The sequence below is a fragment of the Ruegeria sp. AD5 genome (genome assembly GCF_056542345.1).
Window position 1 is genome coordinate 333,608 of sequence record NZ_JBQFZR010000001.1, and the last position, 17,710, is coordinate 351,317.

Here is a 17,710-nt window from a genome sequence, read left to right on the forward strand (position 1 = left end):
ACGAAAAAATACATCAAAGGCCCTCAGATTTCTGAGGGCCTTTTTCGCAGGTGCGGGTCTGGTTCAGTCGGGCAAATTCACCTGCCCGCGCATCAGGACATGGCCGCGCCCGGCAACTTTGATCCCCGTCATCGCATCCGAAGGTCCAACGCGTGTCACGGTCGCCTGACCGGGGCGGCCCATGTCATGGCCCTGTTCGGCGATGAATGTCTCTTTGTCCATCAGTCCGTGTTTCCAGAGATAGGCCGCCATCGCACCGGTGGCCGATCCGGTGAACGGGTCCTCCGGCGGGCTGGGGGGCGCCATCATCAGGCGCGAGAATGTGTCGCCCGTAGTCGTTGCGCCTTTCAGTGTTACAAGAAACGGTTCAGCCATGTCCGACCCCGAGAAACCGGCCTTTTCGGTAATATGACTGAGCAAAGCAACATCCAGCTTGGCAGCGCGCAGCGCCTCGTGATCGCGCAGGACCGTAATGCAAAAGGGCAGACCGGTTGAAACGAACTGCGGTGGAGAAATTACCACCTCTTCCGGCAGGCTGATGGCGGCAGCAACCAGATCTGCGGGCACATGATCGCCGAATTGCGGGGCGACCTGCGTCATTTCGATGTCATCACCATTCAGTTTGATCGATACAATCCCTGCTCCGGTCTCAAGCGTCAGAGCATCACCCTGAACCAACCCCCGTGATCGCATCGCTGCAACGGTTGCTATGGTCGGGTGCCCGGCAAATGGGATTTCCCGGCTGGCCAGGAAGTACCGGACCCGGATATCAGCGATATCGGATGGCTCGGTAAAAGTGCATTCAACCAGAGAAGTCTCGCGCACATATGCCAGGCAAACCGCGTCCGACAGCCTTGCACCCTCATGCACAACTGCGCAGCCGTTGCCACCAAAGGCCTGATCGCTGAACGCATCCACCCAATCGAAATCATACCAGCTCATCGCGCACTCCTGCGTTTCAATCAGCGGCACGATCACCGCTGAGGCAGAAAATGTCACGTCAATTCGGCGGAATGTTTGGTGGCCTAGTGAACGGCCACCGGGGACAGGTCATGTTCGCGTGCCAGTACAAAGGCTAGCTTGCGATCGGCCACCAATGCCAGTTGCTGCCCATCGGAATCGTGGACAGCATACAGCTGATCCAGATCGCCTGCCTGCTCGCGCAGATCTTGCGGCAGGTCGGCCACATCAACGGCCTTTACATAGACAATCCGATTGCCTTCGGCGTTGATCTCAATCGGTGTATTCATTGCTCTTACCCCTTCTTGATGTTGATTGTCTGAACCACGGTTTCAGGCACGGCGCGGGTCAGGTCCACATGCAGCAGACCGTTTTCCATGATCGCCTCGCCCACCTCGACCCCGTCAGCCAGCACAAACATGCGCTGGAACTGGCGTGCCGCGATGCCGCGGTGCAGGAATATGCGCCCGTCGCTGTCGTCGCGCTGACGGCCCCGGATCACCAGTTGGCGATCCTCGATAGTGATCGACAAGTCCTCTTCTGCGAACCCGGCTACGGCCAGGGTGATGCGATAAGAAAAATCCGAGGTCTGTTCGATGTTATAGGGCGGGTATCCTTCGTTTCCGGCCTTTGCAGACCGTTCCAGAAGGCGTTCCAACTGCTCGAACCCCAAAAGATGCGGGTATGAGCCTAAGGTAAGTTTCGACACGTATTTTCGTCCTTCATTGTCAAAGCGACGTATTCTGCGGTCCCGATGTCGGCAACCGCGTGATATAGAATATGGGAAGATACAGGGATGTCCACAAGGTCTGGCCGGATAAACCCTGACACACTATCTTGTGTTAGAAGCACCACTTGAAACACTGAGTCGTCCATGAACGCACCCACCGATCTTTCGATGAAAACCGATGAAGTCCTGCGGGTGGAATTGGAGGTCTTTCGACGCCAGCACCGTGATTTGGACGAAGCGATCGAGGCCTTGCAGGCCAAGGGGACCTCGGACCAATTGACGATCAAGCGGCTAAAAAAGCAGAAACTGCGCCTGAAAGACATCATCCGTCTGATCGAAGACAGATTGACCCCCGATATCATCGCCTGAGACGCGCGTACCGCATTGCCACATATGCGGATTTGGCTATAGTGCGCGCTCTTTCCGATGGCAGGGGCGTAAGCGGATGAGCGATGTGAAAGTAGGGATCATCATGGGCAGTCAGTCGGACTGGCCCACGATGAAAGAGGCCGCCGATATTCTGGATGAGCTGGGCATCGCATATGAGGCGCGTATCGTCTCAGCCCACCGCACGCCGGACCGTCTTTGGGACTATGGCAAAACGGCCATGTCGCGCGGCTTGCAGGTCATTATCGCGGGTGCGGGAGGTGCAGCGCATTTGCCGGGCATGATGGCTTCGAAAACCCGCGTGCCGGTAGTTGGCGTTCCGGTGCAGACCCGCGCGTTGTCGGGTGTGGATTCGCTCTATTCCATCGTACAGATGCCCAAAGGTTTTCCGGTTGCAACCATGGCTATCGGTTCCGCCGGCGGGGCCAATGCCGGCCTGATGGCCGCAGGCATTCTGGCGCTGCAGGATGCCGCACTTGCGGAACGGCTGGATGCCTGGCGCGAGGCTCTCTCCGCTTCGATCCCGGAAGAACCTCAGCAATGAGCCGTATCGGTTTCATCGGCACAGGCCACATCGCTGCGCCAATCGCGCGGCTGATGGCTGCGAAAGGTCATGACCTTTATGTCACCGAGCGCAATGCCCAAGTCTCCTCGGCTCTGCAGGCCGAGCTTGGGGTCCAAGTTGGCACTCCGCAAGACGTGATTGATGCGTCCGAGATCGTGTTTCTCTGCCTGCGCCCCCAAATCGCCAAGGACGTTCTGGCCCCGCTAAGCTTTCGCGCAGATCAGAAAGTTGTTTCGGTGATGGCCGCCGTTTCTGAGCTGCAGCTTACCAACCTGTGCGCACCGGCATCAGATTTTGTGCAAACCATCCCGCTAGGGTTCCTTCAGACAGGGGGTTGCCCGCTGGCTGCTTACGGCAACGATCGCCTCTTGGCTGGTTTGTTTGAGCCTGAAAACCCTGTGGTGAAGGTTGCCAATGAGGCCGCGTTGAACGCCCACTTCGCCATCTGCGCCATGGTGCCAGGTATCCTGGACCTTATGGCAACAGGCACCGACTGGTTGACTGATCAGACCGGCGACAAAGACCGGGCCGAATTCTACACCACGCAGCTTGTGTCAGGGTTTCTGACATCAATGCACAAAGAGCATGCGGGCCAACTGGCAGCCGAGCGTGACGCGCTTGCGACCGAGGGCACACTGAGCCTTCAGATGACGGATATTTTGCAATCTGAGGGCGCGCATGATGCCTTGCGTGCTGCACTGAGTGCGATTGGCAAGAGATTGGAGACATGACGATGTCAGATATGCTTACGCCCGGTGCGACAATCGGGATATTGGGGGGCGGTCAGCTGGGCAGGATGCTCTCGATCGCGGCTGCACGGTTGGGGTTCAAGTCCCACATATTCGAGCCGAGTGCAAATCCTCCGGCCGGTCAAGTTGCAAATCAGGTCACGACCGCAGCCTATGATGACGCCGACGCATTGAAGGCCTTTGCTGAGTCGGTCGACGTGATCACCTACGAGTTTGAAAACATCCCCACCCAGGCGCTGGATCTGCTTGAGGCACACCGCCCCATTCACCCGGGTCGAGAGGCGTTGCGGGTCAGTCAGGACCGCTTGACCGAAAAGACATTTCTACAAGGCTTAGGCCTGCAAACCGCGCCCTTTGCAGACATCTCCGATTTGGACAGCCTGCGCGCCGCAATTGATGACATTGGCACCCCCGCTATCCTGAAAACCCGACGCTTCGGCTATGACGGCAAAGGTCAGGCCCGGCTGCGCGCACCCGAAGATGCCGGGGCGGCACTGGCCGATATGGCGGGCGCGCCGTCCATACTGGAAGGGTTTGTGGACTTCAGCCACGAGGTTTCGGTCATCGCAGCACGCGGTCTGGACGGGCAAGTTGCCTGTTTCGATCCGGGCGAGAATGTCCATCGCGATGGCATATTGCACACGACCACAATACCGGCACGCCTGTCTCCGGCGCAGCGGACAGATGCGGTATTGCTGGCCGCCAACATTCTCAACGCGCTAGATTATGTCGGCGTCATGGGTGTCGAATTGTTTGTGACGCCACAAGGATTGATCGTGAATGAAATCGCGCCGCGCGTTCATAACTCGGGTCACTGGACCCAGAACGGCTGCGCCGTGGATCAGTTTGAACAACATATTCGCGCCGTGGCCGGTTGGCCTTTGGGCGACGGTCAGCGCCACTCGGACGTCGTGATGGAGAATTTGATCGGGCATGACATGGACCGCGTACCCGAGCTTTCACGCGAACGGGACGTAGCACTGCATCTCTATGGCAAGGCCGAGGTCAAGGCCGGCCGCAAGATGGGGCATTTCAACCGGATTTCGCGATGAGGTAATCGCGCTTACGCGCGATGCCTCCGGCGGAGGTATTTTTTAGCCAGATGAAGCCGGGATCAGCTCAAGAAACGTGTTGCGATACTACCGGACATATAGCTGACACACCCGCCTGACAGTGTGGCAGCGACTTGGTGGGTTGCCGCATCGAGTATCACCAGATCAGCACGATATCCGGGCTGTAACGTTCCGCGATCCTTCAGGCCTAAAACCCGCGCGGGACCGGACGAGACAAGCGCCCAGGCGCACGCAATATCCAGCAGGCCAGATTTTACCAACATCAGCGCAGCGCGGCGCGGGCTGGGGTAGTGGTAATCCGATGCCAATGCATCACACAAACCCATCGAGATCAGATCCACCGCGCTGGCATTTCCCTTATGTGAGCCGCCCCGCACAACATTGGGTGAGCCGAGGATGATGTGATCTCCGCCCGCCCGGGCACATTCGGCGGCTTCCAGCGTTTCCGGAAATTCCGAGATCATCACCCCGCGCTCGCGCCACTCAGCACGATCCTGCGGCGTTGTATCATCATGGCTGCCGAGCCGAATTCCTCGGTTCGCAAGGACAGTGCAAAGGCTGTCCAGTGCTGCTGGCACCTCGGCGCTGCGGTTGTGCATTGCCTTCAGCATCTCAAAATGCACTTCGGGATTCCGTCCCGCCTTCAGTGCCTGCCCCGTCAAGCGGGGTGGTTTTCGCCCCTCAGCCAGCCGGTCATGAGGTAGATGATCATTCAGAACCACATAAGGCACCTGCCAATCCGCGATACGTTCGGGCAGCCCGTCATAGTCGTCCAGCATATGGGTTTCGAAGCGCAGTTGAGGGATCAGTTGGGTTACAACATCATCCCGAACCGCAGCGATGGCGTCAAAAACCTGACCAGCAAACTCGGGCCCGCGCACGCCGCCTTCCCAACTGTGGAACTGCGCCAGAACAGCTGTGGTTATTCCATTCGCGGCTAGTTCCGCTTCAACCGATAAAATGCCCTCTGCCATCTGCTTCATGGCACCGCGCCGGGGCGCGATGTGACGTTCAAAACCGTCGCCATGCAAATCAATGATGCCAGGCAGGATGAGGTATCCTGACAAATCAATCTGCCGCCCTGCCCTATCGGATTGAATGGTACCTTCGGCGATCGTCAGTTCAGCACGCGACACCCCTTCGCCGGGCAACAGAACCTTCGCGCCGGTCAATGTCAGTTCCAATGAGTTCATTGAGTGGGCTCCGAGTCCGGTTCCGAGCAATCTTCCCCAAGACAGATCTGGTCGATGATATCCATCACCCCGTCAAGCCAGGTGATTTGTGGATCGAACTGTCCGAATTCGATGAAATGCAGGGTCTGCGCCATGACCCGCGGGTTGTTCATCATGAACGTATGCGTCACCGGCAAGACGATGTGATCAGCCATACCCTCAACCTTTGTGGTCTCTATCGATACCTTGCCGTCATCTGGACCATCGATCAGAGACGAGAACAATGGGTTCAATGAGTTCTCGCCTGCAATCACCCCCAAATCGAACTCCACGGGCGGCAGGCGGCGTGGAATACCCTCTGGTCCGGTTCCCAACGCAAGCCCTGCAGGGCCATTCAGAAAGCCGAAAACCTCCCAGGCGCCAAGCTCGTCTACCAGTTGGCTGCCCTGATTAGGAGGTCCGAGCATGACAACGCGTCCCAGATTCTCGGGGTCGTTGTCCTGCAACCAATAGCGCAGCAGAATGCCCCCCATCGAATGCGCTACAACGTTAACCGTATCCTCCCCGCAGGCGGCGAACGCAGCTGGTAAAGTCTGGTTGGCGAGGTCTGGTATTGGTAGGTCTGTCGAAGGGTAACCTGGACGAACCACAGTGTAACCATGCGCATGAAAAAGCTGTTCCATGACGGTAAACGAGGCCTCTGTGCGCGCGAGGCCATGCAGAAGAACCACGCATTTCGCATTGGCCACCGCAGGCATAAGGCACAAGAGGAGAACAGCAAGAAATTTCATACACGCCAGATAAGGCCTAACCCAGGCCGAGGGAACCCCTAGCCACGGTTCCGGCGCAGCACCGCCAGTGCGATGCCGCCGAGTACAAATCCGGCGCCGAGTAGAAGCCTTAGACTTGCCATCTCGGCTAACAGGATGACCCCGGCAGCAATTGCGATAACTGGAACGCTGAGTTGCACGATCGCGGCCACCGCCGGTGAAAGCTGTGGCACGACACGGTACCATAGCGCATAGCCGAGACCGGACGTGACGCCTCCGGAAAGCGCAGCCAGCCCATAGCCAAGCGGAGACATTTGCCAATTGCTTCCCAGCAGGAACAGGGCAAATCCCGTGACAGGCAACGCCATGATGAAATTTGCTGCAGTTCCCGACAATGCATCTGGTTCGGACCGGCCCGCGATGGAATATATGGCCCACCCGACCCCGGCAGCCGTCATTAAGCCGGCCCCTGTCGGGTCGACCTGAACCGTCCCAGCAGGCCAAAGAACAAAAGCCAGTCCACCAAGCGCAATACCGGCACCCAATATCTGTCTCAAAGTGGGTGCAGAACCGGTCATTGCACCAATCGCAAACATGGTAATTTGCACAACCCCGAACAGGATCAGCGCACCAAGCCCGGCATCAAGCGTCAGATACGCTACTGAAAACCCGATCATATAAAGCGACAGTGACCCGGCCCCAACAACACGTCGACGATCAAAAACAGGGATCGAGCCGCCCCGAAGCGCCACCAATACCGTCAAAACCAAGGCACCAGCCAAAACCCGGATGATGGCAAATCCCGCCGGATCACTTGCGCCACTGTCGATAGCAAGGCGGTTCAAGATCGAATTCGCGGCGAAGGCGCATATGGTTAAAGCGGTCAGAAGAAACAGTCGCATATCAACCGCATAGCCGTTTCAAAGGGATTTGCACACTCACATTCCCGATTGCCGAGCCAATCCCGACCCTCCTCGGACCAGAGCCTACCAGCGCCAATGATACGAATGCACAACAGACATTCCAAACAAAACCGGGGCCGCCCAAAGGCGACCCCGCTATTAAGCACTAAGGCTTAAGCAGCTTACATCATGCCGCCCATGCCGCCCATGTCGGGCATGCCGCCGGCAGGTGCCGCGCCTTCTTTGGCGGGCTTGTCGGCAACCATTGCTTCGGTGGTGACCAGCAGGCCAGCAACCGATGCCGCATCTTCCAGAGCGGTACGGACAACTTTGGCCGGGTCGATGACGCCGAACGAGAACATGTCGCCATATTCTTCGGTCTGAGCGTTGAAGCCGAATGCTGCGTCGTCGCTTTCGCGAACTTTGCCAGCAACAACCGCACCGTCGACACCAGCGTTCTCGGCGATCTGGCGCAAAGGCGCTTCGATTGCCTTACGAACGATGTTGATACCTGCGTTCTGGTCAGCGTTTGCACCTTCCAGAGTTTCCAGTGCTTTACCGGCCTGAACCAGAGCAACACCACCGCCGACAACAACGCCTTCCTGAACGGCAGCGCGGGTCGCGTTCAGAGCATCGTCGACACGGTCCTTACGCTCTTTCACTTCAACTTCGGTCATGCCGCCGACGCGGATAACAGCAACACCGCCTGCCAGTTTGGCAACGCGCTCTTGCAGCTTCTCACGGTCGTAGTCCGACGAAGTTTCTTCGATCTGAGTGCGGATCTGAGCAACACGTGCCTCGATCTCGGCTTTCTCGCCAGCACCGTCGACGATGGTGGTTTCGTCTTTGGTGATTTCGATTTTCTTGGCGGTGCCCAGCATGTCCATGGTGACGGACTCGAGCTTCATGCCAAGATCTTCGCTGATGACCTGACCACCGGTCAGGATCGCGATGTCCTGCAGCATGGCCTTGCGGCGATCGCCGAAGCCCGGTGCTTTGACAGCAGCAATTTTCAGGCCGCCGCGCAGTTTGTTGACCACCAGAGTTGCCAGCGCTTCGCCTTCAACATCCTCAGCAATGATCAGCAGCGGCTTTTGCGACTGGATCACCTGCTCGAGCAGCGGAACCATCGGCTGCAGCGAGGACAGTTTCTTTTCGTGCAGCAGGATCATGCAGTCGTCGAGTTCTGCGATCATCTTGTCTGCGTTGGTGACGAAGTAAGGCGACAGGTAGCCACGGTCGAACTGCATACCTTCGACAACATCGGTCTCGGTTTCCAGACCTTTGTTTTCTTCGACGGTGATAACGCCTTCGTTGCCAACTTTCTGCATCGCGTCTGCGATCTGCTGGCCGATTTCGGCTTCGCCGTTGGCCGAGATGGTGCCAACCTGAGCAACTTCTGCCGAGTCTTTGACTTCACGCGAAGCGTCTTTGATGCCTTCGACAACCTTGGCAGTTGCCAGGTCGATGCCGCGCTTCAGGTCCATCGGGTTCAGGCCCGCTGCAACCTGCTTCAGACCTTCGCGAACGATGGCTTGGGCTAGAACGGTTGCGGTGGTGGTGCCGTCGCCGGCTTCGTCATTGGTGCGGCTGGCGACTTCTTTCACCATCTGCGCGCCCATGTTTTCGAACTTGTCTTCCAGTTCGATTTCCTTGGCAACCGAAACACCGTCTTTGGTGATGCGCGGCGCGCCAAAGGATTTGTCCAGAACCACGTTGCGGCCTTTCGGGCCCAGGGTCACTTTAACAGCATCGGCCAGAACATTTACACCGGCCAGCATGCGGTTACGGGCATCGGTGTCAAACTTGACGTCCTTTGCAGACATGTTGTCTCTCCTTGAGAATATCTGTTGAAATGAAGATCAGAGAAAGCAGGTGCGCTTACTCGATGATCCCCATGATGTCGCTTTCTTTCATCATCAGCAGCTCTTCGCCGTTGACCTGAACCTCGGTGCCCGACCATTTGCCGAACAGGATCTTGTCGCCAGCTTTTACAGCCATCGCGATCAGTTCGCCGCTGTCCTTGCGCGCGCCTTCGCCGGTTGCAACGACTTCGCCTTCGCTGGGCTTTTCTTTTGCGCTGTCGGGAATGATCAGTCCGCCTGCGGTTTTCTCTTCGCTTTCTACGCGACGAACCAGCACACGGTCATGAAGCGGTTTCAATGCCATCTTTGCAGCTCCTTGGGCTCAAAGTTTGTTATCCTCCCCTCGCCGACTGACGAGGCGTTAGCACTCGGGTCTCATGAGTGATAACGACGCATAGCTAGGGAGTTGCAGGAAGCGAGTCAACAATATGTGAAAGATTTTTTTGCCCGGCGCGATAAGCAGGCAAGAACAAGGCACCTAGTCTGGCTGATCCCAGCTGTACGCCCAGTGTTTCAGACCTTCTTGCCCTGCCTCAGACAGCGCGTAGACGCCCTTTTCCACTTTTTCGAACCAGCCGTAATGATTGTCGTACATCAAACGTGTCGCCGCACTTACGCCAGTGGCCTTTGCGACATCGGCCCCCTTGCCCGCTCCGTTCTCTGCCAGATGGGCCGCGCATTTTAGCGCATCTTGCCGATAGGCCGTTACGATCCCATGACGCGTGGCACCGCCCGCATTGGGATCGCCCTGCAACCTTTCAAACTCGCGCAGCAATCGCTTAGCCCTGACCTTATCCTTGCGCGGCGCATAGGGGCCGGGATCGCATTGAACCTCGACCGCTCCATCAGAGCGCACGGTGATCAGGCCCAATCCCAGGCGGCGGCACAGCGCCAGATTATCCTTCAACGCCCGTCTCGCTGCCCGGCCTTTTGGTTTACAGACCCCAATATAGACCTGATCGGTTATTTTCAGTCGTGTGATGGCCTGATGAAACAGCGCGAGACTGAAGCGCAGCTTGAGTTCCACGATCACCGGCTCCTGCCCATCCCGCAGAGCAACAATATCGGCGGCGCCAACCTCACCTTTAACGGTATATCCCTGACGTTCCAACAAGGCTTTGATGGGTGGATAGAGATCCTGCTCGAGCTTCATAACGCTATGCTATGTAGTTTCGCGCGGATTGCCAGCCACGGTTTGAAGACAAACTACATTGCAACTTACAAGAAGGCAGGAGTACGTCTTGGTCATATTCGCCATTTCCGGAAGGTTCCATATGCGCTTGCTCAGCTTTTGTCTCGGCCTTTTGCTTCCGATTACCGCCCATGCGGCCTGCGAAGGGAGAGATCTTAGGCTTGACCTGTCGGCCGAAAGTCAAGCTGATCTCGAGAAGACAATCAGTGAAATTCCGTTTCCGGAGGGCAACCACTGGATCGCGACAAAAGACGGGACCGTCTTGCACCTGATCGGCACCCTCCACACCAGCGACCCCCGCATGGCACCCGTGGTCGAGCGCTTGGAGCCAGTTCTGAGTCAGGCCGACGCGTTTTTCTTCGAGGTCACACAGGACGAAATGGACGCGTTCGAAAAAGATCTGGCCGATGATTTCAGCCCGGTCCTGATTACGTCCGGCCCCACTTTGATTGACCTGATGTCGGAAGAAGATTGGACAGCGCTGTCCGCGACTCTGGCCGAGCGTGGCATTCCCGCCTGGATGGCCGCCAAGATGCGCCCTTGGTTTCTAAGCATGATGTTGGGCATTCCGCCTTGCCTGATGAATACCCCAGACTTTGATCGCGGCATGGACACGCGCCTGACGGAACTGGCCGAACAACACGGGATACCCCAGTATTCGCTAGAGCGGATCGAGGATCTGATAGCCATGTTCGACAGCCATCCTCTGGAGGAACAAGTGGCGTCACTGACCAGGCTGGCTGGGGCGCTGCAGGCCGGGGACGACCAAATGATCACCATGGCGAACGCCTATATCGAAGAGCAGCACGCCGCGATCATTGAGCTTGCGAAAATTCAGGGACTTGAAGCTTCAGGGATGACACCAGAAGAGTTTAACGCCGAATGGAAAGGGTTCGAGGATCAGCTTCTGGTGCAACGCAACGCCAACTGGATGGAAAAGATTCTGGACCTGAAGGATCAGACCGCGGTGATCGCTGTCGGGGCCGGACATCTGAGCAACGACTACGGCTTACTGAACCAGCTACAGCAAGCCGGATATACACTGGAACGCGCTGAATTCTAGGTTTTCAGACCAAGGGTCGCAGCAAGTTTGCTTCCGGGTGACAACCGTGTTTGACCACCCTATAAGGCGCGCAAATCCATATTCTTCAGGACACGAGACATGACAACGCTAGTTTTTGGCCACAAATCTCCCGACACCGATTCCACCGGCTCTCCGATCCTGTGGTCATGGTATCTGAACGAAGTAAAAGGTGAACAGGCACAGCCCGTTTTGCTAGGCGAACCCAACACCGAAGCCGCCTTTATGCTTGAGCGTTGGGACCTGCCCAAGCCGCAAATCATCGAGGACGTGGCCGAGGATGCACCGGTTGTCATCGTCGACACCAACAATCCGGCCGAGCTGCCCGCCAGCATCAACAGCGCAGATATCCGCGCCATAATCGACCACCACAAACTGGTTGGCGGGCTTGAAACCAAAGGCCCCATCGACATCACTGTGCGCCCGCTGGCCTGCACGGCAACCATCATGGTCGATCTAATGGGTGACGACGCCGCCAAGATGCCCGACGCGATCAAAGGTGCCGCGCTGACCTGCATCCTGTCGGACACACTGGAATTCCGCTCACCCACAACCACCGCACACGACCGCGCCGTGGCTGAGAAACTGGCGGCTGAACTTGGTCTGGATGTCTCGGCCTACGCCGCCGACATGTTTGCAGCAAAATCGGATGTATCGTCATTCTCGGACGCCGAACTGATCCGCATGGACAGCAAAGAATACGAAGTAGACGGCACCAAGTTCCGGGTCTCGGTTCTGGAAACCACAGCCCCCGGTGTCGTGCTGGATCGGAAGGACAGCATCGTAAGCTCGATGGCTGATGTGGCCAAGGAAGACGGCGTTGATCAGGTGTTGCTGTTCGTGGTCGACATTCTGAACGAAGAGGCAACGCTGCTGGTTCCAAATGATCTGGTCAAAGGTGTCGCTGAGAAGAGCTTTGGCGCAACCGTGGACGGTGACGCGGTTGTGTTGCCCGGCGTGATGAGCCGGAAAAAGCAGATCATTCCGAACCTCAAGGTTTGAATTTAGATTATCAAAGGCGCCCGAAACCGGGCGCTTTTTTTTGCGAGGCTCTGCCTCGTGCTCCGAGATATTTTTGGCCAGATGAACAAGGGGGGTTGATTTCGGCCGCTCCGCCTAGGGCTGCACCTCTGGCCAATTGCGCCACGCTCTGCCATAGGCTTTGACATCTCGCATTCCCTGCTGCACGAGGCGCGCCATGACCCAGATCGTTTCTTCACTCGCTGAAATCTCTGACCGCTACAAAGCGCTGTTTGTTGATTTGTGGGGTTGCGTTCATAATGGGATAACTGCCTACCCAGAGGCCGTCGCGGCACTGCAAGCTTATCGTCAACGTGGTGGCACGGTGGTTCTTGTAACCAATTCCCCCAAGCCTCGGGCCGGGGTTGCCGAGCAGCTTTTACATTTCAATGTGCCGGCAGATTCCTATGACACGATTGCAACCAGCGGTGATTCGGCGCGTTCAGCGATGTTTCGCGGGGCGATTGGCGAAAAAGTCTACTTCATGGGGGAATGGCAGCGGGATGCCGGTTTTTTTGAACCCCTGAAACTGCTGGATCATCCGATCCACATTGAACGCGTTCCGCTGGACGCGGCCGAAGGCATCGTGTGTTGCGGCCCATTCGACCCGATGGCGGACCCAGATGTGAACCGGCCCGACTTTCTTTATGCCAAGCAGAAAGGGATGAAACTGCTCTGCGCAAATCCGGACATCGTGGTGGACCGAGGCGAAACGCGCGAATGGTGCGCAGGTGCTTTGGCCCGACTTTATACCGAGATGGGTGGTGAAAGCCTATATTTCGGTAAGCCACACCCGCCCATCTACGATCTGGCCCGGCGCAGGTTGCAGGCGATTGGGGTTGATGTGTCGGATTCTGAAATACTTGCCATAGGGGACGGGCCGCAAACAGATATCGCTGGAGGCATGGGGGAAGGCATTGATACCCTCTTCATCACCGGCGGTTTGGCAGCCGCAGAAACCAAAACATCACATCATCCAGACGAAGACGCGTTGAAAGCTCATAACGAGAAGGAACAGATCAATCCAACCTATTCGATTGGTCGCCTGAGATAGCAAAAAAGACTTGATTTTCTGCAACTGCGAAGTAATAAAGTTGCCGACGAGCGGCAGATGATGGTCTTTTGTTGCTCTTTCGATCTCGAATGAGGGCAGCATGTTGGACAACCTTCCGCGCGGAACGATTTGCATCGAAGACATCGAAATGGGCATGTCACGGCACTTGCGCAAAGTCGTGACCGATGAAGATATCGAGATGTTCGCTCAAGTATCGACCGACCGGAATCCGGTTCATCTGGATGATGACTATGCCCGCGATACGATTTTCGAAGGACGTATTGCGCATGGCATGCTGACCGCTGGCCTGATCTCTGCGGTTATCGGAGAGCAGCTGCCCGGACATGGAACCGTGTACATGGGACAATCGCTTAAATTTCTGGCGCCGGTGCGTCCGGGCGACATGGTTTATGCCGAGGTCAAGGTGATCGATATCGATTTCGCCAAACGCCGGGTTAAGCTGGATTGCCACTGCGCAGTTAACGGAAAGAAAGTGCTGGTGGGTGAGGCCATGGTGCTGGCTCCGAGCCGCAAGTTCGACTGACATTTCCAGCAGCCACACTCCAGTCGTAGATTTTACAATTTACCGACAAAAGCCCAAACTTTAGCCACATTGTCGCCGAATTGCGCTCCTAATTCTGGGCCGTTCATTAGCGCCAGAGCAACTATTTATGAGAATTTTCTTTTTATTTTCATTTTGTTACGCCGTTTTCTCAATCGCCTTGGCACTCCTTGTCCGTGACAATGCCAGCATAGCACTGAACTACGAAACCACCAAGCTGCTCGCCCGAGTTGTTAAGTTTGTGCTTTATCTAAAGTTCGCCGGGATTCCACTATTGATATTGTTGTATGTTAGTCGGCAACAAAACTGGAAGGTCAAAGCCGCTAATACGGCATATGCGTTCTTCGGTAGCCTGATGTTCTGTGCCGCATTTTCAATAACAAAAACATCCATCCCTTACGTGGTTCCCTTTTACGCCGACCCTCTTCTGGCGGACGTCGACAAATTCCTCCACTTCGGGATTGATCCGTGGGAAATCACACATCGCGTATCCGCAAATATTACGCCAGCTATGGTCGAGGTCGTCTATGTGAAAATGTGGGCCTTGCCCGCATTCTTCCTGCCAGTGCTTATCGCACTCACCGATGGCGACAAGCCTCGTAGCCATCGTTACCTGGTATTGTACTGCGTATGCTGGATTTTACTTGGCAACATTTTGGCGCTTGGATTCAGTTCGGTCGGGCCCGTCTACTACGATTTGCTGTTTGATGACAGTCGCTTCGCTGGCCTGACACGAGCACTCAATGATACAGGGATTTCCGAGAGCATTCTTGGGCAAGTCCAAGCTTTGCTTTGGAACGACTACATCAGTAACTCGCAGAATTTTGCAACTGGGATTTCAGCATTTCCATCACTTCATGTCGGGATGGCAACCGTTATCGCCCTTTACATGACTGAACGTAGCGCCTTTCTGTTTCTGCCCGGCTTCGCGTTTCTGCTCGCCGTATTATTCTGCTCGGTCTATATCGGATTCCATTATGCAATCGATGGCTATGCCTCGATTGGCGTCATATTGGTGGTCTGGGCCTTGCAGAGACGGAGAACGCTCCCGATTGGCGCATTCGCGCCTGCATGACGGAACACACTGAAACAGAAATCCGGCGAAACTGCTGTATTGAAGCACCGCCACAATCAGATGCTTGAACCTGAACGGCAGTCCCGCTAGGCAAGCCGCATGCTTATCATCCGGGACTTCCAGTTTGTTGAACCAGAAGACCGAGGCGCAAGTGTCGCCATCGGGAACTTTGACGGTGTTCATCTTGGCCATCAATCCGTCATCGAGTTGGCGCGCAATGCTGAATTGAATGCGCCACTGGGAGTCATGACATTTGAGCCGCATCCACGAGAGTATTTTGCCCCAGAGGCACCGCCCTTTCGTCTGATGCGCGGCAATGCGCGCGCGCACCGGCTGGAAAAACTCGGCGTGCAGAAGCTTTATGAACTGCCTTTTAATTCAACGCTCGCGGGTATGACGCCCGAAGCTTTTGCGAGGAATGTCATATGCGATGGTCTGGGGCTTTCTCATGTTGTCGTGGGTGCCGATTTTTGTTTTGGCAAAGGGCGCAGCGGTAACCCTCAGGACCTGGTTCGCTTTGGCGAAGAGATGGGGTTCGGTGTGACCATCGCGCCCCTGTTGGAGCGCACCGAGAATGTGGTTTCGTCGACTGCGATCCGGACAGCTCTGTCAGAGGGGCGCCCGCGCGATGCGGCAACAATGCTGGGGCACTGGCACCGGATTGAAGGTGAGGTCGTCGGAGGCGAGCAACGCGGACGAGAGTTGGGGTACCCGACAGCCAATATGTCGATCGAAGGACTACACCCTCCGAGATTCGGCGTTTATGCAGTTTTGGTCGACGTCCTGGATGGCCCGCATCAGGGCAGCTATCACGGGGCGGCATCGGTCGGGACCCGGCCCATGTTCCAAGGCGAGGTTCCTAACATCGAGACATTTCTGTTCAATTTCTCAGGTGATCTTTACGGTGCCACGCTGTCCGTTGGTCTGGTCGACTATCTGCGGCCCGAAATGACATTCGACGGCCTTGACGGGTTGATCTCGCAGATGGATGCCGATTGCGCGCGCGCGAGAGAGATACTGGCCAGTACATGACTACGGATCCAATCGATCGAGCTGGCCTCGCGCCCCGATTCTGGGAACGCAAGCCGCTGCGCAAGATGAACCAGCGTGAGTGGGAGGCACTGTGCGATGGTTGCGGCAAATGCTGTCTGAACAAGCTGGAAGACGAAGATACGGGCGAGGTCGCATTGACCTGTGTTGCCTGTCGCCTGCTGGATGACGAAACTTGCCGGTGCACCCAATATGATATCCGCCACCAATTCGTGCCCGAATGCATCGTCATGACACCCGATAACATCGACAACCATGCCTATTGGCTGCCGCAGACTTGCGCCTATCGACTGCTCTGGGAAGGCAAACCGCTTTACGACTGGCACCCTTTGCTATCAGGTACGCCTGAAAGCGTTCACACCGCCGGAGTCTCCGTGCAGCGGCGAACCGTATCTGAATTCGAAACGCCCATGGAAGAGTGGGAAGACTACATCATCGAGGAGCCGAATTAATGCATTTTGCCTCTGATAATTCCGGGCCTGTTCATCCCGAAGTTCTGGCCGCATTGGCCGAAGCCAATCAGGGCTATCAGATGGCTTATGGCGCCGACACCTTGATGAACGAAGTGCGCGACCAAATCCGCGGCATTTTCGAAGCACCGGGTGCGGCAGTTTATCTGGTCGCTACGGGAACGGCAGCTAATTCACTGGCGTTAGCAACGCTGAGCAAGCCGTGGGAAACCGTGTTCTGTTCACCCGTTGCTCATATCCATGAGGATGAGTGCAATGCCCCCGAATTCTACACCGGCGCGAAACTGACTCTGGTGCCGGGTGGCGACAAGATGACCCCCGAAGCATTGACCAAGTCCATTGAGGGGGAAGAAACCCGCGGCGTGCATGGTCCGCAGCGCGGGCCTGTCTCGATCACTCAGGTGACCGAGCGTGGCTCGGTTTACTCGCTTGCCGAACTTCAAGCCTTGTGTGGCGTTGCCAAGAAGTATGGGTTGCCGGTGCATATGGATGGTGCACGCTTCACTAACGCTCTGGTCGCTTTGAATTGCTCACCGGCAGAGATGACGTGGAAATCTGGTGTTGACGCAGTCAGCTTTGGCGGCACCAAAAACGGGCTGATGGGTGTCGAGGCCGTAATCTTCTTCGACGAAAGCAAAGCTTGGGAGTTCGAGCTGCGACGCAAGCGCGGGGCGCACCTGTTTTCCAAGCACCGTTATCTGTCGGCCCAGATGGCTGCTTATCTGCAGGATGACCTGTGGCTGAAATCAGCTCGCAAAGCGAATGCCAATTGCGCGCGATTGGCGGATGGTCTACGGGCAGTCGGGGCAGAATTCCTGCATGAACCCCAGGCAAACATGATTTTCGCAAGCTTTCCCCGCAGCCAACACAAGCGCCTGCACGAGGCCGGCGCCGTCTATCACCTGTGGGGCGATACGTTGGACGGTGAGGACGAAGACGAGATGCTGGCCTGCCGCCTTGTCTGTGACTGGTCCATCGAAACCGACCAGATCGATCGGTTTCTGAACCTCTTGTAGCCGTGCCTCCCTGCCCC

At 56.5% G+C, this 17,710-nt stretch carries 21 protein-coding genes; 12 read left to right on the top strand and 9 right to left on the bottom strand.

Annotated elements, in window-relative coordinates:
- Positions 1-63: 63 nt before the first annotated feature.
- From ACR0JG_RS01650 to ACR0JG_RS01660, 3 genes are all read right to left on the bottom strand, one after another.
- Positions 64-942, bottom strand: a complete 879-nt coding sequence (locus ACR0JG_RS01650; protein WP_480567349.1) for a PhzF family phenazine biosynthesis protein — start codon at positions 940-942, stop codon at positions 64-66.
- 83 nt (positions 943-1,025) lie between these two features.
- Positions 1,026-1,250: a DUF1150 family protein gene (locus ACR0JG_RS01655; RefSeq protein ID WP_170392397.1), complete on the bottom strand. Its 225-nt coding sequence runs from the start codon at positions 1,248-1,250 to the stop codon at positions 1,026-1,028.
- A 5-nt stretch (positions 1,251-1,255) separates the two neighbouring features.
- Entirely contained in the window at positions 1,256-1,669 is a 414-nt protein-coding gene (locus ACR0JG_RS01660; protein ID WP_480567351.1) for an Hsp20 family protein, read from the bottom strand.
- Between the two features lie 165 nt (positions 1,670-1,834).
- Between ACR0JG_RS01660 and ACR0JG_RS01665 the strand changes: the two genes are divergently transcribed.
- The 4 genes from ACR0JG_RS01665 (at position 1,835) to ACR0JG_RS01680 (ending at position 4,443) form a co-directional block, all read left to right on the top strand.
- Complete coding sequence (locus ACR0JG_RS01665; RefSeq protein ID WP_010441787.1) at positions 1,835-2,059, top strand: YdcH family protein; 225 nt, start codon at positions 1,835-1,837, stop codon at positions 2,057-2,059.
- A gap of 76 nt (positions 2,060-2,135) precedes the next feature.
- Positions 2,136-2,621, top strand: a complete 486-nt coding sequence (gene purE / locus ACR0JG_RS01670) for a 5-(carboxyamino)imidazole ribonucleotide mutase (protein ID WP_480567353.1) — start codon at positions 2,136-2,138, stop codon at positions 2,619-2,621.
- The gene (locus ACR0JG_RS01675; protein ID WP_480567354.1) at positions 2,618-3,373 is read left to right on the top strand and encodes an NAD(P)-binding domain-containing protein; all 756 of its coding nucleotides are present in this window, start codon (positions 2,618-2,620) and stop codon (positions 3,371-3,373) included. Before purE ends, ACR0JG_RS01675 begins: the two co-directional genes overlap by 4 nt.
- A 2-nt stretch (positions 3,374-3,375) precedes the next feature.
- Positions 3,376-4,443: a 5-(carboxyamino)imidazole ribonucleotide synthase gene (locus ACR0JG_RS01680; protein WP_170636068.1), complete on the top strand. Its 1,068-nt coding sequence runs from the start codon at positions 3,376-3,378 to the stop codon at positions 4,441-4,443.
- A 62-nt stretch (positions 4,444-4,505) separates the two neighbouring features.
- Here the strand turns inward: ACR0JG_RS01680 and ACR0JG_RS01685 are convergent, their stop codons facing one another.
- The 6 genes from ACR0JG_RS01685 to ACR0JG_RS01710 form a co-directional block, all read right to left on the bottom strand.
- Positions 4,506-5,657 (bottom strand): alpha-D-ribose 1-methylphosphonate 5-triphosphate diphosphatase, encoded by a 1,152-nt coding sequence (locus ACR0JG_RS01685; RefSeq protein ID WP_480567356.1) that lies wholly within the window; start codon positions 5,655-5,657, stop codon positions 4,506-4,508.
- Entirely contained in the window at positions 5,654-6,427 is a 774-nt protein-coding gene (locus ACR0JG_RS01690; protein WP_170401841.1) for an alpha/beta fold hydrolase, read from the bottom strand. Before ACR0JG_RS01690 ends, ACR0JG_RS01685 begins: the two co-directional genes overlap by 4 nt.
- Before the next feature lie 38 nt (positions 6,428-6,465).
- Positions 6,466-7,308, bottom strand: a complete 843-nt coding sequence (locus ACR0JG_RS01695; RefSeq protein WP_480567358.1) for a DMT family transporter — start codon at positions 7,306-7,308, stop codon at positions 6,466-6,468.
- Between the two features lie 182 nt (positions 7,309-7,490).
- Positions 7,491-9,134 carry a chaperonin GroEL gene (gene groL, locus ACR0JG_RS01700; RefSeq protein WP_170392413.1) on the bottom strand — a complete coding sequence of 548 codons (1,644 nt, stop codon included), beginning with the start codon at positions 9,132-9,134 and terminating at the stop codon, positions 7,491-7,493.
- A gap of 55 nt (positions 9,135-9,189) precedes the next feature.
- Positions 9,190-9,477 (bottom strand): co-chaperone GroES, encoded by a 288-nt coding sequence (groES, locus tag ACR0JG_RS01705; protein WP_010441779.1) that lies wholly within the window; start codon positions 9,475-9,477, stop codon positions 9,190-9,192.
- 174 nt (positions 9,478-9,651) lie between these two features.
- A complete protein-coding gene (locus ACR0JG_RS01710) occupies positions 9,652-10,326 on the bottom strand; it encodes a DUF2161 family putative PD-(D/E)XK-type phosphodiesterase (protein WP_170594561.1) in 675 nt (224 codons plus the stop codon).
- A gap of 121 nt (positions 10,327-10,447) precedes the next feature.
- Between ACR0JG_RS01710 and ACR0JG_RS01715 the strand changes: the two genes are divergently transcribed.
- From ACR0JG_RS01715 to ACR0JG_RS01750, 8 genes are all read left to right on the top strand, one after another.
- A complete protein-coding gene (locus ACR0JG_RS01715; protein ID WP_480567361.1) occupies positions 10,448-11,428 on the top strand; it encodes a TraB/GumN family protein in 981 nt (326 codons plus the stop codon).
- 99 nt (positions 11,429-11,527) lie between these two features.
- Positions 11,528-12,448, top strand: coding sequence for a manganese-dependent inorganic pyrophosphatase (locus ACR0JG_RS01720; protein ID WP_170512514.1), 921 nt, complete (start codon positions 11,528-11,530; stop codon positions 12,446-12,448).
- A 196-nt stretch (positions 12,449-12,644) separates the two neighbouring features.
- On the top strand, positions 12,645-13,520 hold the full coding sequence (locus ACR0JG_RS01725; RefSeq protein ID WP_170392423.1) for a TIGR01459 family HAD-type hydrolase: 876 nt from the start codon (positions 12,645-12,647) through the stop codon (positions 13,518-13,520).
- 100 nt (positions 13,521-13,620) lie between these two features.
- Complete coding sequence (locus ACR0JG_RS01730) at positions 13,621-14,064, top strand: MaoC family dehydratase (protein ID WP_170661787.1); 444 nt, start codon at positions 13,621-13,623, stop codon at positions 14,062-14,064.
- Between the two features lie 127 nt (positions 14,065-14,191).
- Positions 14,192-15,157, top strand: coding sequence for a phosphatase PAP2 family protein (locus tag ACR0JG_RS01735; RefSeq protein ID WP_480567363.1), 966 nt, complete (start codon positions 14,192-14,194; stop codon positions 15,155-15,157).
- Positions 15,158-15,256: 99 nt separating this feature from the next.
- Positions 15,257-16,189, top strand: a complete 933-nt coding sequence (locus ACR0JG_RS01740; RefSeq protein WP_480567364.1) for a bifunctional riboflavin kinase/FAD synthetase — start codon at positions 15,257-15,259, stop codon at positions 16,187-16,189.
- A complete protein-coding gene (locus tag ACR0JG_RS01745) occupies positions 16,186-16,659 on the top strand; it encodes a YcgN family cysteine cluster protein (protein WP_170512517.1) in 474 nt (157 codons plus the stop codon). Before ACR0JG_RS01740 ends, ACR0JG_RS01745 begins: the two co-directional genes overlap by 4 nt.
- Positions 16,659-17,693: a threonine aldolase family protein gene (locus tag ACR0JG_RS01750; RefSeq protein ID WP_170392428.1), complete on the top strand. Its 1,035-nt coding sequence runs from the start codon at positions 16,659-16,661 to the stop codon at positions 17,691-17,693. The genes ACR0JG_RS01745 and ACR0JG_RS01750 overlap by 1 nt, the downstream gene beginning before the upstream one ends.
- The last annotated feature ends 17 nt before the right edge of the window (positions 17,694-17,710 follow it).